The organism is Bradyrhizobium viridifuturi, from assembly GCF_001238275.1.
Classification (GTDB): domain Bacteria; phylum Pseudomonadota; class Alphaproteobacteria; order Rhizobiales; family Xanthobacteraceae; genus Bradyrhizobium; species Bradyrhizobium viridifuturi.
The window spans coordinates 73,428-92,796 of record NZ_LGTB01000032.1 but is presented as its reverse complement, the minus strand read 5'-3'; the positions used below and the strand labels follow the sequence as shown (position 1 = coordinate 92,796).

General features: G+C 64.9%; 22 protein-coding genes and 2 pseudogenes. 3 read left to right on the top strand and 21 right to left on the bottom strand.

All coding sequences use genetic code 11. The features are described 5' to 3' along the window. Position 1: 1 nt before the first annotated feature. From ALC15_RS47285 to ALC15_RS26935, 5 genes are read right to left on the bottom strand one after another with little or no spacing between them, the layout of a single operon-like run. Positions 2 to 529 (bottom strand): branched-chain amino acid ABC transporter permease, encoded by a 528-nt coding sequence (locus ALC15_RS47285; RefSeq protein ID WP_283806296.1) that lies wholly within the window; start codon positions 527 to 529, stop codon positions 2 to 4. 36 nt (positions 530 to 565) lie between these two features. After that, a complete protein-coding gene (locus ALC15_RS26950; RefSeq protein WP_244486278.1) occupies positions 566 to 1,966 on the bottom strand; it encodes an ABC transporter substrate-binding protein in 1,401 nt (466 codons plus the stop codon). A gap of 52 nt (positions 1,967 to 2,018) precedes the next feature. Further along, positions 2,019 to 2,399 (bottom strand): cupin, encoded by a 381-nt coding sequence (locus tag ALC15_RS26945; RefSeq protein WP_050629883.1) that lies wholly within the window; start codon positions 2,397 to 2,399, stop codon positions 2,019 to 2,021. A gap of 17 nt (positions 2,400 to 2,416) precedes the next feature. Beyond that, positions 2,417 to 3,886 carry a 4-hydroxyphenylacetate 3-hydroxylase family protein gene (locus ALC15_RS26940; protein ID WP_050629882.1) on the bottom strand — a complete coding sequence of 490 codons (1,470 nt, stop codon included), beginning with the start codon at positions 3,884 to 3,886 and terminating at the stop codon, positions 2,417 to 2,419. A gap of 20 nt (positions 3,887 to 3,906) precedes the next feature. Next, entirely contained in the window at positions 3,907 to 4,425 is a 519-nt protein-coding gene (locus ALC15_RS26935; protein ID WP_050629881.1) for a flavin reductase family protein, read from the bottom strand. Between the two features lie 153 nt (positions 4,426 to 4,578). Here ALC15_RS26935 and ALC15_RS26930 point away from each other — a divergent pair, with 153 nt between their 5' ends. After that, entirely contained in the window at positions 4,579 to 5,184 is a 606-nt protein-coding gene (locus tag ALC15_RS26930; protein ID WP_050629880.1) for a MarR family winged helix-turn-helix transcriptional regulator, read from the top strand. A 36-nt stretch (positions 5,185 to 5,220) separates the two neighbouring features. Here ALC15_RS26930 and dhaK read toward each other — a convergent pair whose 3' ends face one another. The 16 genes and pseudogenes from dhaK to ALC15_RS26850 all read right to left on the bottom strand — a co-directional run bounded on the left by dhaK (position 5,221) and on the right by ALC15_RS26850 (position 18,187). Beyond that, the gene (dhaK, locus tag ALC15_RS26925; protein ID WP_050629879.1) at positions 5,221 to 6,204 is read right to left on the bottom strand and encodes a dihydroxyacetone kinase subunit DhaK; all 984 of its coding nucleotides are present in this window, start codon (positions 6,202 to 6,204) and stop codon (positions 5,221 to 5,223) included. A 34-nt stretch (positions 6,205 to 6,238) separates the two neighbouring features. After that, a complete protein-coding gene (locus ALC15_RS26920) occupies positions 6,239 to 6,664 on the bottom strand; it encodes a hypothetical protein (RefSeq protein ID WP_430649195.1) in 426 nt (141 codons plus the stop codon). Further along, positions 6,654 to 8,273 (bottom strand): phosphoenolpyruvate--protein phosphotransferase, encoded by a 1,620-nt coding sequence (ptsP, locus tag ALC15_RS26915; RefSeq protein WP_050629877.1) that lies wholly within the window; start codon positions 8,271 to 8,273, stop codon positions 6,654 to 6,656. The genes ALC15_RS26920 and ptsP overlap by 11 nt, the downstream gene beginning before the upstream one ends. A gap of 1 nt (position 8,274) precedes the next feature. Further along, positions 8,275 to 8,577 carry an HPr family phosphocarrier protein gene (locus tag ALC15_RS26910; RefSeq protein WP_430649194.1) on the bottom strand — a complete coding sequence of 101 codons (303 nt, stop codon included), beginning with the start codon at positions 8,575 to 8,577 and terminating at the stop codon, positions 8,275 to 8,277. A 32-nt stretch (positions 8,578 to 8,609) separates the two neighbouring features. Continuing rightward, positions 8,610 to 9,002 (bottom strand): dihydroxyacetone kinase phosphoryl donor subunit DhaM, encoded by a 393-nt coding sequence (dhaM, locus tag ALC15_RS26905; protein ID WP_050629875.1) that lies wholly within the window; start codon positions 9,000 to 9,002, stop codon positions 8,610 to 8,612. Then, on the bottom strand, positions 8,999 to 9,622 hold the full coding sequence (gene dhaL, locus ALC15_RS26900) for a dihydroxyacetone kinase subunit DhaL (RefSeq protein WP_050629874.1): 624 nt from the start codon (positions 9,620 to 9,622) through the stop codon (positions 8,999 to 9,001). Before dhaL ends, dhaM begins: the two co-directional genes overlap by 4 nt. Positions 9,623 to 9,643: 21 nt before the next feature. Next, the gene (locus ALC15_RS26895) at positions 9,644 to 10,669 is read right to left on the bottom strand and encodes an ABC transporter ATP-binding protein (protein ID WP_050629873.1); all 1,026 of its coding nucleotides are present in this window, start codon (positions 10,667 to 10,669) and stop codon (positions 9,644 to 9,646) included. Then, positions 10,662 to 11,759 (bottom strand): ABC transporter ATP-binding protein, encoded by a 1,098-nt coding sequence (locus tag ALC15_RS26890; RefSeq protein WP_050629872.1) that lies wholly within the window; start codon positions 11,757 to 11,759, stop codon positions 10,662 to 10,664. The genes ALC15_RS26895 and ALC15_RS26890 overlap by 8 nt, the downstream gene beginning before the upstream one ends. Positions 11,760 to 11,763: 4 nt before the next feature. Next, positions 11,764 to 11,892: a hypothetical protein gene (locus tag ALC15_RS47965; protein ID WP_371817950.1), complete on the bottom strand. Its 129-nt coding sequence runs from the start codon at positions 11,890 to 11,892 to the stop codon at positions 11,764 to 11,766. Between the two features lie 68 nt (positions 11,893 to 11,960). Continuing rightward, positions 11,961 to 12,923, bottom strand: a complete 963-nt coding sequence (locus tag ALC15_RS26880; RefSeq protein WP_021076440.1) for a carbohydrate ABC transporter permease — start codon at positions 12,921 to 12,923, stop codon at positions 11,961 to 11,963. Beyond that, positions 12,920 to 13,852, bottom strand: coding sequence for a carbohydrate ABC transporter permease (locus ALC15_RS26875; RefSeq protein ID WP_050629916.1), 933 nt, complete (start codon positions 13,850 to 13,852; stop codon positions 12,920 to 12,922). Before ALC15_RS26875 ends, ALC15_RS26880 begins: the two co-directional genes overlap by 4 nt. Positions 13,853 to 13,962: 110 nt before the next feature. Next, positions 13,963 to 15,323, bottom strand: a pseudogene (locus tag ALC15_RS26870) (ABC transporter substrate-binding protein). 495 nt (positions 15,324 to 15,818) lie between these two features. Next, a complete protein-coding gene (locus tag ALC15_RS26865) occupies positions 15,819 to 16,205 on the bottom strand; it encodes a c-type cytochrome (protein ID WP_128089595.1) in 387 nt (128 codons plus the stop codon). A gap of 16 nt (positions 16,206 to 16,221) precedes the next feature. Beyond that, positions 16,222 to 16,719 (bottom strand): thiamine pyrophosphate-dependent enzyme, encoded by a 498-nt coding sequence (locus ALC15_RS46545; RefSeq protein WP_244486281.1) that lies wholly within the window; start codon positions 16,717 to 16,719, stop codon positions 16,222 to 16,224. A gap of 224 nt (positions 16,720 to 16,943) precedes the next feature. Then, positions 16,944 to 17,741, bottom strand: a pseudogene (locus ALC15_RS46540) (hypothetical protein); the annotation flags it as partial. Further along, positions 17,738 to 18,187, bottom strand: coding sequence for a twin-arginine translocation signal domain-containing protein (locus ALC15_RS26850; protein WP_050629867.1), 450 nt, complete (start codon positions 18,185 to 18,187; stop codon positions 17,738 to 17,740). The gene ALC15_RS26850 and the pseudogene ALC15_RS46540, both read right to left, overlap by 4 nt. Positions 18,188 to 18,661: 474 nt before the next feature. Here ALC15_RS26850 and ALC15_RS46535 point away from each other — a divergent pair, with 474 nt between their 5' ends. Together ALC15_RS46535 and ALC15_RS43540 are read left to right on the top strand one after the other, a co-directional pair. Next, a complete protein-coding gene (locus ALC15_RS46535; protein ID WP_244486277.1) occupies positions 18,662 to 19,051 on the top strand; it encodes a C40 family peptidase in 390 nt (129 codons plus the stop codon). Between the two features lie 135 nt (positions 19,052 to 19,186). Then, the gene (locus tag ALC15_RS43540) at positions 19,187 to 19,366 is read left to right on the top strand and encodes a hypothetical protein (protein WP_128089594.1); all 180 of its coding nucleotides are present in this window, start codon (positions 19,187 to 19,189) and stop codon (positions 19,364 to 19,366) included. Positions 19,367 to 19,369: the final 3 nt, after the last annotated feature.

The window sequence follows — 19,369 nt, the reverse complement described above, 5'->3', positions numbered from 1 at the left end:
ATCAGCGCCCGAGCCGCGTGTGGTTGATCAGGAGCCGCAACCCGACGACAACGAGGACCGCCATCCCGACCAGCAGAATCTGGTAGTTGAGATAAACGACGCCACCGATACTCGACGTGCCAAGCAGTCGCATCGGCGCGTCCTCGTAGAGGGATTGCACGCCGAAGATCAGGCGCTGCAGGTCCTCGAGGATGAGGAACAATCCGAACGTGATCAGGATCTGGACGGCTTCGGACTTGCCGTAGGTCCAGCGGACCAGGCTGCGCTCGATCAGCGGACCGAAAACGGCGGCGACGAAGACCGCACTGAACAGCAACGCAACGAACGACAGATAGGGGTTGAGCTGCCGGCTCGCAATGAACAGGCAGGCCGACGCGGCGACGTAGCCACCGATCGAATAGAGACTGCCGTGGGCCACGTTGAGGACGCGCAGCACGCTGAACACCAGCGTCAGGCCGACCGCCGCGAAGAAGATCAACGCGGCGCTGGCCAGGCTATCCAGCAACAAGGGAATGATTGCATTCGACATCGGCTTGACGCCTGCTTGATTGGTTGCGAGCAAACGCTACCGTTCGCCGATCTTGTAGCTCCCCGGCTTCGGAAGGCTCTTCGCGAATTCGGGCTTGAGCGTCGAAATCCAGGCCAGCGGATCCTGGCCGGCCTGCGGCATCAGGCTGTCGCCCTTGTAGCGGACCATGTCGCCGATCACCGGAAACGGCTGCGCCGACGTCTTCATGGTGACCCCGACGATCTGGTCGACGAGACCGTCATTGTCGGCCCGCGTCTGCGCGGTGCCGGTCAAGGTGGCGACCTTGCTGCCCTTCATGGCGACCGCAAGCTCGGCGCGCGTCGGCCACTTGCCGCCATTCTTCTGCATGGCGGCCTCATAGGCAGCCTTCACGTAGATCAGCGCATTGGCCATCTTGATGGACGGAAACACCGGATACTCGCCGAAGCGCGCCTTGTAGGCCTCGGCAAACTTCACCGTCTCGGGATTGGCCTTGGCGTCCGGCGACATCCACCAGCCGTCGCCCAGAACCCCGACGATCACGCCATCCGGCAACGGTACGCGCTGCAGCACGGTCTCGCCGAGCGCGAGGACCACCTGGCTCGACGTGAACAGCCCGCGCGGCGTCGCCTGGCGAACGAAGTTTTCGAGATCGGCGCCCCAGAGGTTGGAGAAGACGACGTCCGGGCGCGCGGTCGTGAGACGGGAAATTTCGGTCTGGTAGTTCGGCGAGCCGAGCTTCGGATAGAGTTCGGCGACGATCTCGACGTCCGGCTTCAGTGCCTTGAGCGCCGCGGTGAAGATCTTGGCCGCGTCGTGGCCGAACGCGTAGTCCGGATTGATGATCGCCACCGTCTTCACGTCCGGCTTGCGATCCAGAAGGTAGATCGCATAGGCGATGAACTCGGGCACGGTGTTGCCGTTGGGCCGGAACACATACTTGCTCTTGCCGTCCATGAGCAGCTGGTGGGTATCGCAGTTCCAGCCGACGGTCGGAACCTCCAGTTGCTCCGCGATCGGCGCCAGCGCGAGGCAGGTGGCGCTCGACAAGGCGGCGACCATCACCTGGTTCTTCGCATCTCCGGCCAGCCGCCGATATTCCGCGATCACGCCTTGCGCACCCTGCGCCTCGTCGACGAAGGTCGCGGTGACCGGAACCCCTCCGATGCCGCCCTTGGCATTGATCTCGTCGATCATGAGATCGGCGGCGTTCTTGCCAGGCATGCCATAGGCCGCGGCGGGACCGGACGTGAACGTGAAGATGCCCAGTCCCATCGAGCCCGGTCTGTCCTGCGCCGCGACCGGAGTGGCCGCCACGACGCCGATCACAAGAGCGCCCGCCAGGCCATCGACCACCACCCGGAGGCGCGCGTGCGGCAATTCCCAATTGAACCGGAGCAGCGGTTGAAGCGAGGACATGCAACGCGCGAATGCGAGCGAGATATTCTTGAACGCCATATTTTCCCCCTTGAAGCGGTCGAACGATGTTGTCGGTGCCGGCGGAGCGGCCTCAGACCGGATCGAAATAGTGGATTTCGAGAAGCAGGCAGCCGTTGACGGACTTGAACGGACCGTGCGGCGCGTGCGGCGGCCGGCAGGCATAGGTGTTCGGCGGGAAGCTCTTGCCGCCCTCGCCCTTCTCGTCATTGCCGACGATCAGGTCGCCCGAGACGAGATAGACCTCTTCCCAATACTCGTGCGAAAACGGTGCGGTCGTGTAGACGCCCGGGGCAAAACGCAGCAGCCGGGTCCTCGTCCCGCGCCGGTTCTCCTCGTCGAGCGCGCCCGCAAGGATCTTCTGCTGGATGCCGGCGGGATAGCCTGCGGGCGTTTCCCAACCGGTGGTCATGTCGAGCGTGTAGAACTCGTCGTGCTTCTTGTTGACGGGCATGGATTGTCTCCGTTGATTCAGGCGGCTTTGCTGGCGGTCGAGACGCCGTTGAGGTCGTAGGAATCGAGCATGGTCTGGACCAACCGATCGGCGCCGGCCCAGTCGTAGGTGCGATAGGAATGTCCCTTGGTGACGAAGGTCGCGCCGGCGTAGAACATCTCGTATTGCTGGTGGCGGGAGCCGAACTCTGATCCGACCGCATCCCAGGCGAGCTTGTAGAACTTCACCCGGTCGTGCGAATTGGCCTTCGGCGACTGCTGGGTCTTGCCGATCAAGGCCGCAATCTCGGGATTGTCGAAATCGGCGACCGACGACGGCAGCATGATCATGCCTCCGCCGGCTAGTTCGCGCAGCGTATTGATGATGTGCGCGTAGAGCTGCTGCGTCAGCACTTGCGCGGAATAGAGCGTGTGCCGGTCCGGGATGAAGTAGGGACCGACCAGCGCCCCCTTCGCCTCCATCGCCGCCACCAGGGCGTCGACCATGCCGGTCTCGGCGGCAAGCTGGCCGAGCATCTCGCGCACCTGCGGGAATTGGGTGACGCCGTTCATTTCGGCGGTCCGGTGCGCAAGGCCGGCCAGGAACTTGAGCTTCACACTCAACCGCACCATCGCCTGGTAGTTCTGATAGACGTGGCAGGGCGTGGCGTGAAACTGCTTCTGGCACATTTCGACGTTGCCCTCGATGAAGACGCGATCCCAGGGAACCTTCACGTCGTCGAAATAGAGGACCGAGTCGTTCTCGTCGAAGCGGCTCGACAACGGATTGTCGAACACCGCGCCGGCCGCATCCTCGTAGGACTTGCGCGACAGCATCTTGAGGCCCTTCGCGTTCATCGGGATCGCGAAGGACATCGCATAGCGCTCTTCACCCGGACGCATCGGCTGGATGGTCGTGACGAAAACCTCGTCGGCGACGACGCCGCCGGTGGCGAGCATCTTGGCGCCGCGGATCGTGATCCCTTCTGCGTCGCGATCGACGACGCCGGCGGTGAGGAACGGATCCGCCTGCTCGGCGGCTCCCTTCGAACGATCGGCCTGCGGATTGATGATCACGTAGGTAAGGTAGAGGTCCTTGTCGCGCGCATAGCGGTAGTAGCTCTCGAGCGCGCCCGCGCGGGCCGGATCGAACGCCTTGAAAACGTCGAGCCCCATGTAGAGACCCGCGATGCATGACGCGACATGGTCCGGGGCCCGGCCCATGAAACCGGCATGCAGCGCAGCCCATGCTTCCAGCGCCTTCCGCCGCTCGACAAGATCGGCATAGGACGTCGGCAGCTGCCAGATCCGGTTGGCACGTCCGGCATCGGTCTCGAACGTCATGAGATCGACGTTCTCCCTGGCGCTCGCGAAGTCGAACAGCCCCGCCATCGAACCGGCGAGATTTCGATAGGCGCGATGCGCGGTCACGTCGCCGACCGCAGCTCCGTTGATGTAGATGGTCCGCCCGTCCTTCAGTCCAGACAGATACTCCTTGGCACTACGCATCGCGGTTCTCCGGTTCGGATCTAGTAATGAATGGGAAGCGGCCAGGTCGGCTCGCGCTCGGTTTCGTCGACGAGGTCGCGATAGCGGCCCCGGAAGAAGATCAACGGCGTAGCGGGCTCGCTGCGCGTCGAGTGACGGACGACGCGAACCACGAAGATCACGTGATCGCCGCCGTCGTAGCTTGCGAATGGCGCGCATTCGAAATGAGCCAGGGCGCCCGATATCAACGGGGCCTCGGCGTGGCCGACCGACGTCTTGACCTGATTCCACTTGTCCGACAGGGCACGCGCGAACTGATTGGAGATCTGTTCCTGATCGCGGGCGAGGATGTTGACGGCGAAGCCCTTGGCTTCGAGCATCGCAGGCAGGCTCTTGGCCTTGCGGTCGACGCTGAACAGGACCAGCGGCGGATCGAGCGAAACGGAATTGAACGAGCTCATGGTCATGCCGATGAGCTCTTCGCCGTGGCCCCGCGCGGTCACCACCGCAACGCCGGTCGCGAATTCTCCCAGCACTCGCCTGAATGCGCGGTCCTCCATGGGACGCCTGCCTCGCTGCTTCGACCCTGCTTTATAATCTTCAGATAGCTTTCTGACAAAGCTATTTAGCGATGTCAAGCCCCCTTGATGGGCGCGCGCCTGCGTGCTTCTTAGGCAAATTCGCAAGCCGATGATTTCGCGGGGAGAACGACCGTGACCGAAGCGCTTTTGACGGCGTCGAAGCCCGAACTGCTCGACAAGGAAGGAGACCGGACGCTTCGCGGCCTGCTCTACGACTATTTCGCCTTCGGACGCAGCCTTGAAGCCTGCCGGGAAATATTCGCGAACTTCGTCGACCTGTCGACCACGCAGTATCTGATCCTGATCGCAATCAAGAATTCGACGGCGGAAGAGCCGATGGGAGTCAATCAGGTCGCCGAACGGCTGTATCTGAGCGGCGCCTTCGTCACCAACGAGATCAACAAGCTGGTCTCCGACGATCTGCTCGAGAAGAGTCCGCATCCCGACGACCGGCGCCGGGTGCAGCTTGCGCTCACCCAGCACGGCCTCAGCCTGTTGACCCGTCTTGCCGCCCTGCAACGGCCGGTCAACGATGCGCTGTTCGGGATGCTGACGCGCGAGGAGTTCAAGATGCTGGCTCAGTTGCTATCGCGTCTTGCGTCGAACGCGGACAGCGCGGTGCGGCTCGCCGAGCATGTCAAGGCGACCCTCAAGTTCCAGGAGGATCAGCGAGCTTCCACAACGAATTCGCCGTCCCCGCGCAAGAAGGGACGCGCGACGCTTCGCAATCCCCGGTGAGGCCCCGCTGCAGCGAGGCGCTGCCGGTGCCGGAGATCACCAGTTCAGTGCGGCCGTACGCACCGGGGCGTCCCACAGCGCCGTCGTCTCGGCGTCGAGCAGGCTCACCGTGAGCGAGCAGCCGGCCATATCCAGCGAGGTGACGTAGCTGCCGACCAGCGAGCGCGCGATGCGCAGGCCGCGCTGCTCGAGCATGCGGCGCGCCGCGTTATACATCAGATAGAGCTCGATCGTTGGCGTGCCGCCGAAGCCGTTGACCAGCAGCAGGGCCTCGGAGCCGGCGGGGGCAGCGAGATCCTCCGCAATGGCTGTCGTCATCTCCGATGCGATCGCGTCGGCCTGTGCGAGCTTGACGCGGCGACGGCCCGGCTCGCCGTGGATGCCGACGCCCATCTCCATCTCGTCCTCGCCAAGCGCGAAGGTCGGCGTACCCGCGGCAGGCACCGTGCAGCTGGTCAGCGCCACGCCCATCGAGCGGGTCCGCGCGTTGACACGCTCGCCGAGCACCACGCAGGTCGCAAGATCGGCCCCCTTCTCGGCGGCGGCGCCGACGATCTTCTCGACGATCAAGGTGCCGGCGACGCCGCGACGCCCGATGCTGTAGGTCGATTTCTCGACCGCAACATCGTCATCGGTCACGATGGTGGCGGTGCGGCCTTCGGCGATCTCCGCCGCCATCTCGAAGTTCATACGGTCGCCGGCATAGTTCTTGACGATGAAGAGGACCCCGGCATCGCCCGCGACCGCCTGCGCGGCCTCGACGATCTGGTCCGGCGTCGGCGAGGTGAACACCTGTCCGGGACAGGCGGCATCCAGCATGCCGTGGCCGACGAAGCCGGCATGCAGCGGCTCATGCCCGCTGCCGCCGCCCGAGACCAGCGCAACCTTGTTGCGGTTCAATTCGCGGCGGCGAACGAATTTGCGCTCGGCGCCCAGCGCGACCAGATCGGCATGCGCGGCCGCAAAGCCGTCGAGGCTCTCGGCGAGCACATTGTCGACCGCATTGATGAACTTCTTCATGGTGTCCTCCCCGCTTCCGTCCGGCGTTTTTCGCCTATTTTTCCCGCATGATGCCGATCAGGCGCCGCGTGAATTCCTGCAGCAGCGCGTCGAGCTCGGCATTGCGCTTGGCGCTGCCGAGATCCGGCAGATGCAGCGTCAGGGTCCGCTCGTGCGAACCTTCGCTCAGCCGGCCGACGCGGCGCGGATGCGCCCGCGCATAGGCGCGCAAGAAGGCGGCCTTGGCCTGCGGCGGGAAGTGGCAGACATCGAAGATCGTGTTGAGATGCTGCACCGGGATCGGCACCGGATAGGCCGGATTGCTGATCTGGCTGACGAAGCTGCGGTTCTTGCCCATGGCATGCGCCAGGCGCAGCCGCATCCCTGACGGGCGGCTCTCAAGCACTTCCTTGAAGATGCGCTTGTAGGCCGCAACCGCGCCGGACTCGGGCGCTTCATCGGCCGCCGTATCAGCCAACACCGCCTCCGCTGCTCAGCCGGTCGATGGTCTGCTTGATCTGCGCCAGCGCCGAGGCGTTCACCGACAATTCGCGCAGGCCGCAATTCAGCAGCGCTGGAAGACAGCGCGGATCGCCCGCCATGTCGCCGCACAGGCTGACACTGACGCCGGCGCGGCGGCCATGCTCCGCGGTCCGCGAAATCAGGTCGAGCACTGCGGGATGCAGGGGGTCCATCAGGGGGGCAAGAGCTCCGTTGGAACGATCGCAAGCTAGAACATATTGCGCGAGATCGTTCGAGCCGATCGAGAAGAACGCGGCCTTGAAGCTCGAGATCGTCAGGGCCGCTGCCGGAACCTCGACCATGATTCCGAGCTCCGGGAGCATCGCGGCAATGCCGTCCGCCTGCAAGCGTTGCACGACGTCGGCGAACAGCTTCCGGCCCGCCTCGAGCTCGTCGGCCTGCGTCACCATCGGGAACATGACCTTGAGATTGCCGCGCACCGCGGCGCGGGCCAGCGCGCGGAGCTGAACGGCAAAGATCTCGGGCCGGGCGAGACAAAGCCGCAAGCCGCGAACGCCGAGGAACGGATTGGCTTCGCCGTCGAAGGTAAAGCCGGGTACCGGCTTGTCGCCGCCGGCGTCGAAAGTGCGGATCGTCACGGGCCGCTGGCCGGCCCAACGCAGCACCGCATCATAGGCCTGGAACTGGGTCTCCTCGTCCGGCAGCTCGCTCCGCCCGGCGAGCAGGAATTCCGTCCGCATCAGGCCGATGCCGTCGGCGTATTGCGCATCCGCATGCTCGAGATCGTCAACGCGCTGGATGTTGATCAGGAGCTTGATGTGCTCGCCGCGCCACGAGGCCGTCGGCCGCCGCAGGATCGCGCGGGCCGATGCCCGGCTCTTGCGATGGCTCTCGCGCCGCTTCTCGAAGATGCGCACCTGCTCGGCGCTGGGATCGAGCTCCAGCGTCGCGCCTTCGCCGTCGAGCAGCGCCGTGGCGCCGGCATCCGGAATGGCGCCGAGCTGCACGACCATCGGGATGCCGCGCGCACGCGCCAGCATCGCGACATGGCTGGTCGGACTGCCGTGCAGCAGCGCGAGGCCGCCGCCGCCGGACCAGTCGATCTCCAGGAAGCGCGACGGCGGCAGGTCGTCGGCGCAGACAACGCCTCCGCTCGGGATCTTGAGCGGCTCGCCCGCGTCGCCGCGCAGGATGTGGATCACGCGGTCGCGCAGGTCGGCAAGGTCCGACGAGCGCGCCTGCAGATACTCATCGGCCGCCGAATTGTACTCCGCAATCTGCTCGTCGAGCGTCGAACGCCAGGCGACATCGGCCGGCCGGCCATCGCCGATCGACGCGAAGATCTGTTCGATCAGGTCCTCGTCCTCCAGCAACGCGACCTGGAATTCGAGGATCTGCGCAGCCTCGCCGCCGGCACTGGCGGCAAGATCGGCGATCTGCCCGCTGGCGAGATCGATCGCCTTGCGCAGGGCGAGCGCCTCCTCGACCAGCGTACCGGCCGCCCGCTCGCCGCCCGCCCCCGCATCGACGCGAACCAGCGGACCATGGGCAAAGCCGATCGAGGCGGTCCTGCCGCGGTAAGCCGATCCTGCAGCGCCGCCCTGCATGCTAGCCTGCTCCATCCGGAAAATCGCTGGCGACCAGATCGACCAGCGCCGCCACGGCGGCCTCGGCGTCAGTGCCGGAGGCCTTGATCTCGATCGTGCTGCCGTGCGCGGCGCGCATCGCCATGATCTTGGCTACGCTCTTGGCGTTGATCCATTCGGGCGCCCCCGCGACGCGCACCGAGATCTGGGCCTGGAACTTCTTGGCGAGCTTGGTCAGCTTGACCGCCGGGCGCGCGTGCATGCCGACCGCATGCACCAGCCGCACATTGCCGGTGAAGATCTGTCCGTCCGCTCTATCAAGCATGCTCATCATCCATTCATCGCATCGCCGACATCTCAATCGGCAGAGAGTTCCTCGGCCACCGCCTTGACTTGGGCCAGCGTGCTGCCGCCCGCCGCCTCGGTCGCCGCCATCACGGCGCCTTCGACGATCGGCGCGTTGCAGACGACAACGAGATCGCGCCGCGCAGGCTCCAGCATCTCGACCGCCATTTCGCTGTTGGTCTCGGCGCCACCGAGATCGACCAGCACCGCGACACCCTTCGGAGACCAGGCGGCATTGATGGCGTCGATGATCAGCTGCACGCTGGTGCCCAATCCGCCGTCGGGATTGCCGCCGCAGAACGCCACCTTGACCTCGCTGCCGACCATCTGCCGCACCATGTCGGCGGTTCCTTTGGCGATGTCGCTGGAATGCGAGACGATCACGATCCCCACGGTCTCGGTCATGCCCGTGCCTCCAGGCCGGCGCACACCGCCTGCACCAGTACGCAGCTCGACCGCGCGCCGGGATCGACATGCCCGACGCTGCGCGCGCCGAGAAACGACGCGCGGCCCTTGGTGGCCTGCATCGGCGCGGTGCGTTCGACCGCATCGGTCGCCGTCGCACGCACCCGCGCGATCAGGTCCGGCTGGCCCGCCGCGGTCTTCAACGTCTCCAGCACGGGCACCAGCACATCCAGCATCGTCTTCTCGCCGACATGCGAGCGGCCGCGCGCGCTCACCGCGTTCACGGCGCTGCCGAACACGTCGGCGAGATCCTCGGGCAGGTGCTTGTCGTGCGAAAGCGCCTCGCCGGCGGCGAGGAAGAAGCTGCCATAGAGCGGCCCGGAGGCGCCGCCGACCGTCATCACCAGGGTCTTGCCGATCATCTTGAACGCTTCATCGAGCGGCTGCGCCGAGATGGCGTCGAGCTTGCCGAGCACGGCTTCGCAACCGCGCTTCATGTTGGTTCCGTGGTCGCCGTCGCCGATCGCCTGATCGAGGCTCGTCAGCTCCGGCGCGCTGGCGATGACCTGTTCTGCGGCCGCCTTGACCAACGATTTGAATGTCTCTGATGGCACCGACATCTCTTCGATCCTCTCGCCCCTCTAATGAACCGCCGCGGCAATGCGCTGCCCCGCACGGTCGAAACACAACGGATGCACCAGATGCAAGTCGACCTCCTGGCCGGCCTGCAGCGGCTGATGCGGATCCGCCAGCGTCACCAGCGTCTCGCCCTTATAGTCCAGATGAATATGATTCTGCTCGCCGAGGTGCTCGACCCGGTGCACGCGGGCGACCATCTGCCCGCCATTGCGCGCCGCGACCTGAAGATGCTCGGTGCGGATGCCGACCGTCTCGGTTCCCTGCGGCATTGCCACATCGGAGAGCAGGCGAGCCGGTAGGAAGTTGATCTGCGGCGTGCCTAGTCGTGAGGCGACGTAGCTGCTGGACGGGCTTTCGTAGATCTCGCGGGGCGTGCCGAGCTGAAGCAGTTGGCCGTCTTTGATCACGCCGATACGCGAGGCCATCGTCATGGCCTCGACCTGATCGTGGGTGACATAGAGGATGGTCGCGCCGAGCTCGATCTGGATCCGCTTGAGCTCGAGGCGAAGTTCGCTGCGGAGCTTTGCGTCCAGCGAGGACAGCGGCTCGTCCATCAGATAGATCGAGGGATCGCGGACCAGTGCGCGGCCGATCGCCACCCGCTGCATCTCGCCGCCGGATAGCCGGGTGGCGCGGTTGTTCAGCTTGCTGGCGATATGCAACAGCTCCGCGGTCTGCTCGACGCGCTTGCGGATGATCGGCTCCGCCACCCGCCGCGCCGGAGAGCGCAGCGGAAACGCCAGATTGTCGTAGACCGTCAGATGCGGATACAGCGAGTATTGCTGGAATACGAAGGCGATGTCCCGCGAGCCCGGCGGATCTTGGGTCACGTCGCGCCCGTCGATCATGACCGAGCCGGTATCAGGCTTTTCCAATCCGGTGATCAGCCGCAGCGTCGTGGTCTTGCCGGCGCCGCTCGGTCCGAGCAGCACCAGGAACTCGCCGTCACCCACCGTCAGCGAGAGATCGCGGACCGCTTCCACTGCGCCGAAGCGCTTGGTGACGTTGCGCAGCGTGACGTCAGCCATGGCGCTGGCCCTCCCCAATGGCGGTCCGGATCGCAAGGCCGCTGCCGATGTCGAACAGCGCCAGCCGCTCGGCGTTGAATTCAAGACCGATGGTCTCGCCGATCCGCACTGACGCGCTGGACGGCAGCCGCGCCGCGACCCGGCCATAGGCCGTGTCGACGGTGACGATCTGGGTGGTGCCGAGATATTCCGCGCCGAACACCTCGCCGCGAACGGCGCCCGCGTCGGCGAAGCGGATATGCTCCGGGCGGACGCCGAGCGCCAGCGGCGCGCTGGCGCGGTCCTCGCGGATCTCCGGCACCGCAAGGCTGGTGTCGTGGAAGCTGACCGCGCGATCGCCGGAACGCAGGCCGCCCTCGAAGCGCAGGAAGTTCATCGGCGGCGCCCCGATGAAGTCGGCGACGAACATGCTGGCGGGCCGATCATAGACCTCCTGCGGCGTGCCGATCTGCTCGACCCGCCCCTTGTTCATGACTGCGATCTGGTCGGCCATCGACATAGCCTCGAGCTGGTCGTGCGTCACATAGACCGTGGTCGCCTTGATGCGATCGTGCAGGTCGCGCAGCTCGCCGCACATCAGATGGCGGAATTCGGCGTCGAGCGCGCCCAGCGGCTCGTCCATCAGGAACGCCTTCGGCCGCCGCACCATGGCGCGCCCGAGCGCGACGCGCTGGCGGTCGCCGCCGGACAGCTTCGAGGTCTTGCTCGACAGCAGATGCTCGATCCGCAGCATCCGCGCCGTCTCCTGCACCCGCTCGCGGATCTCGCGCCTCGCCATGCCCTGGCACTTCAGGGGAAAGCCGATGTTCTCTCCGACATTCATGTGCGGGTAGAGCGCGAACAGCTGGAACACGAAGGCGATGTCGCGGGCGGCGGCGCGGTGGAACGTAACGTCCTCGCCGTCGAGCAGGATCTTGCCTTCGGTCGGCAGCTCGAGGCCAGCGATCATGCGCAAGGTGGTGGTCTTGCCGCAGCCGGAGGGCCCGAGCATCGCGAAGAACGTGCCGTCGTCGATCGTGAAGGTCGAGCCTTCCACCGCCGTGAACTGATCGAACGACTTGCGCAGGTTTTCAATGCGGATCTGTGCCATGGCCCTATTCCGGAAAATGGCTGACGATGACGAAGCCGACCGTGCCGGCCAGGATCGTCACGAAGGAGTAGCTGTAGAGGTCGATCGACCATGGCTGCACCAGCATGATGATGCCGCCTCCGATCAGGGTCATCGCGACGGCCTCCCACGGCCCGCGCCGAAACCAGCGCGCTACGCCACTCCTGGCAACAACAGCACCACTCATTTGCGCACCGCTCCGAAGGTGATGCCGCGCAGCAGGTGCTTGCGAAGCAGCACGGTGAACATGACGATCGGGACGACGAACAGCGTGGTCGCGGCGGCAACCGCCGGCCAGTCCTGCCCGCCCTCGCCGATGATGAAGGGGATGAAGGGCGGCATAGTCTGCGCCTCACCGCTGGTCAGCAGCACCGCGAAGGCATACTCGTTCCAGGAGAAGATCAGGCAGAAGATCGCGGTCGCAGCTATTCCCGTGACGGCCTGCGGCAGCACCACCTTGCGCAGCGCCTGCAGCCGCGTGTAGCCGTCGACCAGCGCCGCCTCCTCATACTCGCGCGGAATCTCGTCGATGAAGCCCTTGAGCAGCCAGACCGCGAGCGAGACGTTGACCGCGGTATAGAGCAGGATCATGCCGAGCCGGGTGTCGGTCAGGTTGAGCTGCCGGTACATCAGATAGATCGGGATCGCGACCGCGACCGGCGGCATCATGCGCGTCGAGAGGATGAAGAACAGCAGGTCGTCGGCCAGCGGTATGCGGAAGCGCGAGAACGCGTAGGCCGCGAGCGTGCCGAGGAAGACCGCGAGGAAGGTCGAGCCGAAGCCGATGATCAGCGAGTTGACGAAGCGCGGCACGACCTTCGAGGGACCTGCGATCACCATGTCCCGCTTGCGCACCAGCTGGTCGTACCAGGTCTCCGGCGGCGGCAGCTTGGCGATGAAGTCCGGCGTCTGCCGCGTCCGCACGGTGAACAGGTTGACATAGCCTTCGAGGGTCGGCTCGAAGATCACCTTGGGCGGATAGGCGATCGCGTCGCTCTGCGACTTGAATGCGGTGGCGACGATCCACAGCAGCGGCAGGATCGTGATCACAGCGTACAGGATGACGAGGCCGCCGGCGAACGCCTTGGTGCGCGGCGAGGCTTCGACGATCGAATGCGCGGTGGATCTGGTGGCGGCAGCGGTCATCGTTGCTTCACCTTGTTGAGCGTCTTGACGTAGATGTTGGCGGCGCCGAACACGGTCACGAACAGGATGATGGCGAGCGCCGAGGAATAGCCGGTGCGCCACTTCTCGAACGCCGCGCGCTTCAGCGAGATCGATACCAGCTCGGTGGTCGAGCCCGGCCCGCCCGAGGTCAGGAGATTGACCATGTCGAACATCTTGAAGTTCTCGATGGCGCGGAACAGCACCGCGAGCATCAGGAACGGCACCGTCATCGGCAGCGTGATCGACCAGAACTGCCGCCACGCCGAGGCGCGATCGACTTCCGCGGCCTCGTAGATGTAATCGGGGATCGAGCGCAGCCCGGCGAGGCAGATCAGCATGACGTAGGGCGCCCACATCCAGGTATCGACCAGCACGATGGTCCACGGCGCGAGCGACACCTGCCCGGTCATGCTGAACGAGCTCGGCGGTACGCCGGTGAACAGGCTGATCAGATAGTTGAACGGCCCGATCTGCGGCTGCAGCAGCAGCGTCCAGAAATTGCCGACCACCGCCGGCGACAGCATCATCGGCAGCAGGATGATCGTGGTCCAGAAACTGTGGCCGCGAAACTGACGGTTGATCAGGAGCGCGAGACCGAAGCCGACGACCACCTGCAGCGCCACCGACGAGATCACGAACTGCGCCGTGGTCTGCAGCCGGAACCAGACGTCCTCGTCGGTGAGGATGTCCCTGAAATTGTCGAGGCCGACGAACCGCAGCGGCAGATAGGACATGCTGAGGTTGAGGTTGGTGAACGACAGCCTGATCATCCAGATCAGCGGAAAGATGTTGATCGCGAGCAGCAGCGCGATCGTCGGCGCGACGAACAGCCACGCAATGGTCCGGTCCGACAGTCCGCGGACGCGCCGGGCGGCGCGGGATTTAACAGGCGTGCTCACGCCTGGCATCGTAGCATGATCGGGTTGCGAGATCGTCGTCATCGTGTCCATCGGCTGGGCTGGTCGGCTTCCCCGAGATGGCTCGGGGAAGCCCGGTTCAGGCGGAGTGCTGGCGCCTTCTACTGCGAGGAGGCGACTTCCTTGCCCTGCTCCTTGAAGACCTTGGTCCAGTCCTTGACCAGGAGATCCAGCGCCTGCTGCGCCGTGCCCTTGTCGGCGACGACGTAGTCATGCACCCGCTTCTGCATGTCGAGCAGCAGCTGCGCATAGGACGGCTCGGCCCAGAAGTCCTTGACGATGCCCATCGACTCCAGGAATTGCGGCGCGAACGCCGCGCTCTTCGGGAAGTCGGGTGCGTCGACCACGGCCTTGAGAGCGGAGTAGCCGCCGATCTGCCACCATTTCTGCTGAACCGCGGGCTGCGCGAACCACTTGATGTAGGCGAGCGCGTCGTCCTTGTGGTCGGAGGTCGCCACCACCGAGATGCCTTGTCCGCCGAGCTGCGTGAAATGACCCTTCGGACCGGCCGGATTGACGAAGAAGCCGATCTTGTCGCCGCCGACGTTCGGATCCTTGTAGAGGCCGGGGAAGAACGCGAACCAGTTCATCTGCATCGCGACCTGGCCGGACTTGAAGGCATCGAGGCCTTCCTGCATGTAGGCGTTGGTCATGCCCGGCGCGGTGCAGCACTTGTAGAGCTCCTTGTAGAACTCGAGCCCCTTGGCCGCGTCGGCGGAATTGACGATGCCCTGCATCTGGTACGGCTTCTTCGGATTGTCGTAGGCGAAGCCGTAATTGTAGAGCACGTTGGTCACGCCCATCGTGATGCCTTCCGAGCCGCGCTCGGTGAAGATGTAGGCGCCATAGACCTTCTTGCCGTCGATCTCGCGGCCCTGGAAGAACTCGGCGATCTGCTTCAGCTCGTCATAGGTCTTCGGCGGCGCCAGGTCGCGGCCGTACTTGGCCTTGAACGCGGATTGAATCTCGGGCCGCGAGAACCAGTCCTTGCGGTAGGTCCAGCCCACCGCATCGGCCATCGCCGGCAGCGCCCAGTAGTTCGGCGTGTTCTTCGGCCATTGCGAATAGCCGACCACGGTCGCCGGGACGAAATCGTCCATCGAGATCTTCTCCTTGTCGAAGAAGTCGTTGAGCTTGACGTACCACTTGTTCTCGCGGCGCCGCCGATCCACTGGCTGTCGCCGATGATCAGGTCGCAGAGCTTGCCGTGGGAGTTGAGCTCGTTGAGGAAGCGATCGGCGTAGCTCGTCCAGGGAACGAACTCGTATTTCATCTCGATGCCGGATTGCTTGGTGAAGTCCTTGCCCAGTTCGACCAACGCGTTGGCCGGATCCCAAGCCGCCCAGCACAGCGTGAGCTGCTTGCCTTGCGCCGCAGCTTGCCCGCCGCCGAAAGCTCCGAGGGCCGCAACCGCAACGACCGCGGACGCCGCCGTACTACGCAACCATCCCAATGTTCGCATAATCCATTTCCTCCCTATCGTTGAAGCACCTGACCCGCTCGGCGCGCCCTGCCGGAGCGTCGCCGAGATCTCGAAACCGAGTTGATGAGCGATGATGGAGAGCGAGACGGAACGCGTCCGGACATTGCGGTCCGGATGGCTGGGCTCCTCCCACACATCGGCTCGATGCGTGATGTTTATCGTTCTTGTAATACTAAACGTATTACTAAATTCCAGAACCCGTCAAGCGGGTTTCTGACGGGCGGCGGTGAAGGCCGGATTCCTGCGCCAGCGTAGGTCATTGCTTCGCAGCGCAGCAATACCGAATGACGGAAGACACCAGCGCGAGCTCGGCCTGATGTTTAGTGCTTGGTTTTACTGAACGTTCAGCGCAGGAATGGCGCGCCTTGCCCATGGGACATTACGTCATCTGAAGCGAGCGATGGCCAACACGCACGCGTCTCGCATCAGCGCGCGCGAGCGAGAGCGCAACAGTCCGGCGCCTCGCGAACTGCCTCACTGGTTCAGGATCGGCGGAATATCCTTGGCCGCCTTTGGTCCCGGCAGCGAGCTGAGATAGGCGTGGATGTCGGCGGCATCCTTGTCCGACAGCACGTCGGCGGAGAATGACGGCATATCGTTCGGCGCCTCGCGCAGGAACGCGGTGAAGGACTCCACCGGCAGCGCGATCTGCGCCAGCGCCGGTGTCAGATAGTTGAAGCGGCCGCCCTGCCCGGCGCGGCCGTGGCATTCGAAGCAACCGTCGGCAAGATAGAGCCGCTTGCCGTTGACGGGATCGCCGGCCGGCGCGTCCTCGGCCCGCGATGCGACGACGCCCGCAACGAAAGCTCCCGCGATCGCGGCGACGGCGGCAAGGCGCTTCAGCGTTCGACTGATTGTCATGACCGCCACCCCCGCTTCACCGCTGATCCATCACGACGTCGAGCAGCGCCGGCTGGCCGCTCTTGACCATGGCGATCGCGCGCTTCAGCACGGGCGCCAGCGCATTCGGATCGCTGATCGGCCCTTCGCCATAAACGCCGAACCCCTTGGCAAGGGTCGCATAGTCGACGAACGGATCCTTGATCGTGGTGCCGATATCGGCATTGGTGATGCCGCGGCCGTGGCGCGCCGCCATCGCCTGCAGGTACATGTATTCCTGATGATAGGCGCGGTTGTTGTGCACGATGTAGAGCAGCGGGATCTGGTGGTGCGCGGCGGTCCACAGCGTCGACGGCACGAACATGAAGTCGCCGTCGCCGCCGATCGCAACCGTCAATCGTCCGTGCCGTTTGTTGGCGAGCGCGGCTCCGAGCGAGGCCGGCAAGGTGTAGCCGACACCGCCGCCGCCGGCGACGCCGTTCCACTGATGCGGCTTGGTGAAATTCCATAAGCGATGCGGCCATGCGAGGCCGATCGAGGTTCCGACCAGCGACCAGTCCTCATCCTTGATCTGGCTGTAGAGTTCGGCGCACAGCCGCGCCGTGGTGATCGGGCTCGCGTCCCAGCCGATCGTGGCGTCGAGCTTGGCCTGCTCGACGGTGGCGAGCTTGGCGGCCGCGAGCTTCTTGCCGCGGGCGCGAACGCGGCCTTGCGGCCCTCGTCGACCAGCCGCTTCACCTGCTCGGTCAGCGCCGGCAGGCTGGCCTCGGCGTCGCCCGTGATGTCGAGGTCGACGTCCTGGTAGCGGCCGAAATCCTGGTAGTTGGCCTTCAGGTAGAGGCCGCGGGTGCCGAGCGTGACGATCTTGGCTGTCTTCTTGTAGCGCGGCTCGGACGTGCGCACGATGCGATCGTGGAAATCGCTGAGCGAGCCCCAGATGTCGTTGACCTCCATCGCCAGGATCAGATCGGCCTGCGACAGGATCGAGCGGCGGAACGACTGATTCAGCGGATGGCGCGACGGGAAATTCATCCGCCCGTAATTGTCGATCACGGCGCATTGCAGGGTTTCCGCAAGCTCCACCAGGCGCGGCATGCCGGCCGGCGTGCGCGCCATCCGGTCGCACAGGATCACTGGGTTTTCCGCCGCCACAAGCATCTTCGCAAGCTGCGCCAGCGCCGCGTCGTCGGCCTGCGGAGGGGTCGCCGGGGTGAATTTCGGAATCCGCAGGCGGTCGCGATTCTCGATCGGGTTCTCCTGCAGCTCCTGGTCGAGCGACAGCATCACCGGCGCCATCGGCGGCGTGATCGAGATCTTGTAGGCGCGCACCGCCGATTCCGCGAAGTGCTGCAGCGAGGCCGGCTGGTCGTCCCACTTGACGAAGTCGCGCGTGAGCGCCGCGGGGTCGATCGCCGAATGCGGCCATTCCGCGCCCGGCGCGCGCTTGTCGGCTTCCATGATGTTGCCGCCCATCACGATGACGGGGACGCGATCGCACCAGGCATTGTACATCGCCATCGATGCATGCTGCAGCCCGACCACGCCGTGACAGATCATGGCGAGCGGCTTGCCTTCCATCTTGGCGTAGCCTGGCCCATATGCACCGCGATCTCTTCATGCGGGCAGGTGATGATCTCGGGCTTCTTGTTGCCGCCATGATTGATGACGGCCTCGTGCAGTCCGCGGAAGCTCGAGGCGCAGTTCATCGCGAGGTAATCGATGTCGAGCGTTTTCAGGACGTCGACCATGAAGTCGCCGCCACTCGAGGTCTGATTGACCGGATCGGCCGGCGGCGGCACCGCGTCCGCGGCCGCGAGCCTCGGCCCGGGAGGCGCAGCCTTGAGCGCTTGCCTGGGACGCGGCTCCGGAGACGCCGACATCGCCGTGTTGGCCACAGCCGGCGTACCCAGCGCTGCGGCACCCGCGATCGTTGCACCTTTCAGGAAATTTCGGCGGCCGGGATCGAGCGCGCCTGAGCGGCGCGAGTCGCTGCGTTTCGACATGGCTTCCTCTCCGGGAACTTAGACCAGATGCCTACGAGCTCATTGCTTGTTGTTGGCACGAGTGTCGTCCCGACGCTCAGGAGCCGTCAATACACAGACGCGTAAGCGCGGCGCTTTTGACTGAGGTGCTCCGCGAAATTGGCATGGGCAGAGCGACAACGCGGTCACGCATTGTTACAGGCAGTGCAAATTGCTTCGATGGCCGCAGCGCCGCGCGAGACCGTTGAGACGGGCACAGAACATCGCCGCCGTCGCAAGGCCCACATCCGGCGCCTTCGGCAAGATCTCGGCTGCCAGACGGAAATTGCCGCCATATTTTGGCCATAGCCCGTTTCTTAAAGGCTTGGGCGGGCCATGTCCCCGCCTCTGTTTGCGCCGTCCGGCCGATGCGGTCGCTTCGCAACCAAATCGCAGATCATCGCTGCGCCTCCCCCCACAACAAGGATGGTCTGCCAACAACAAGAGGACTTTGTAATGCGTAAAACTCTCGCGGCTGTCGCCGTGCTCCTGGCGTTCGCCTCATCTGCTGCCGAAGCGCGCGGCCGTCATCACCATCATCGGCACTATGCACACGGACATTCCGGTCGCCCCGCTGCGTGGTGCGGCTGGTTCATGCGCACGCAGGTCGGCAGCGACCCGGGCCCGCAATACAATCTGGCGCGATCCTGGGCGCGATACGGCACCAATGCCGGCGGCCCTTCGGTCGGCGCGATCGTCGTCTGGCGTCACCACGTCGGCAAGATCGTGGGTCATGAGAACGGCCAGTGGATCGTGCAGAGCGGCAACGATGGACACGCCGTGCGCACGCGGCCGCGTTCGCTCGCCGGCGCCATCGCGTTCCGCAACGCCTACGCTCAGTTCTAGGGAACTTGGCTTCAGCGCCGACATCCGGGCGCGCGACGCCGAGCGGTATAACGAACCGTTCATCATCGCGGCTTACGCTCAAGCGGGGTTTCGCCCTGAAGCCCTCAGACGGGCGCCGTCACCTGTGTTGACCAGGTGGCGGCGCTTTTTCAGGAATCCACCAGCTTGCCTCAGAAACCGAAAAAAGCCGCGGCCGCCTCCACCACTGCTTCCTATTGGTCGGCCGCCTACGTCAGTTTCCGAAATGGCGTGACTGTCTTCGCCGTGACGGGCGGCGTGCTCGGGTTCCTGTTGGTCGCCAGGCACTATCTCTGAACC

Excerpts from the sequence above, each read along its gene's own strand:
- ALC15_RS26910 (WP_430649194.1), bottom strand. The coding sequence starts at position 8,577 with ATGCTTGATAGAGCGGACGGACAGATCTTCACCGGCAATGTGCGGCTG.
- ALC15_RS26940 (WP_050629882.1), bottom strand. The coding sequence starts at position 3,886 with ATGCGTAGTGCCAAGGAGTATCTGTCTGGACTGAAGGACGGGCGGACC.
- dhaK (WP_050629879.1), bottom strand. The coding sequence starts at position 6,204 with ATGAAGAAGTTCATCAATGCGGTCGACAATGTGCTCGCCGAGAGCCTC.
- ALC15_RS26875 (WP_050629916.1), bottom strand. The coding sequence starts at position 13,852 with ATGCCAGGCGTGAGCACGCCTGTTAAATCCCGCGCCGCCCGGCGCGTC.
- ALC15_RS26865 (WP_128089595.1), bottom strand. The coding sequence starts at position 16,205 with ATGACAATCAGTCGAACGCTGAAGCGCCTTGCCGCCGTCGCCGCGATC.
- ALC15_RS26850 (WP_050629867.1), bottom strand. The coding sequence starts at position 18,187 with ATGTCGAAACGCAGCGACTCGCGCCGCTCAGGCGCGCTCGATCCCGGC.
- ALC15_RS46535 (WP_244486277.1), top strand. The coding sequence starts at position 18,662 with ATGCGTAAAACTCTCGCGGCTGTCGCCGTGCTCCTGGCGTTCGCCTCA.
- ptsP (WP_050629877.1), bottom strand. The coding sequence starts at position 8,273 with ATGCAGGGCGGCGCTGCAGGATCGGCTTACCGCGGCAGGACCGCCTCG.
- dhaL (WP_050629874.1), bottom strand. The coding sequence starts at position 9,622 with ATGTCGGTGCCATCAGAGACATTCAAATCGTTGGTCAAGGCGGCCGCA.
- ALC15_RS26895 (WP_050629873.1), bottom strand. The coding sequence starts at position 10,669 with ATGGCTGACGTCACGCTGCGCAACGTCACCAAGCGCTTCGGCGCAGTG.
- ALC15_RS26950 (WP_244486278.1), bottom strand. The coding sequence starts at position 1,966 with ATGGCGTTCAAGAATATCTCGCTCGCATTCGCGCGTTGCATGTCCTCG.
- ALC15_RS47285 (WP_283806296.1), bottom strand. The coding sequence starts at position 529 with ATGTCGAATGCAATCATTCCCTTGTTGCTGGATAGCCTGGCCAGCGCC.
- dhaM (WP_050629875.1), bottom strand. The coding sequence starts at position 9,002 with ATGACCGAGACCGTGGGGATCGTGATCGTCTCGCATTCCAGCGACATC.
- ALC15_RS26880 (WP_021076440.1), bottom strand. The coding sequence starts at position 12,923 with ATGACCGCTGCCGCCACCAGATCCACCGCGCATTCGATCGTCGAAGCC.
- ALC15_RS26890 (WP_050629872.1), bottom strand. The coding sequence starts at position 11,759 with ATGGCACAGATCCGCATTGAAAACCTGCGCAAGTCGTTCGATCAGTTC.
- ALC15_RS26935 (WP_050629881.1), bottom strand. The coding sequence starts at position 4,425 with ATGGAGGACCGCGCATTCAGGCGAGTGCTGGGAGAATTCGCGACCGGC.
- ALC15_RS26945 (WP_050629883.1), bottom strand. The coding sequence starts at position 2,399 with ATGCCCGTCAACAAGAAGCACGACGAGTTCTACACGCTCGACATGACC.
- ALC15_RS47965 (WP_371817950.1), bottom strand. The coding sequence starts at position 11,892 with ATGACCCTGATCGGAGGCGGCATCATCATGCTGGTGCAGCCATGGTCG.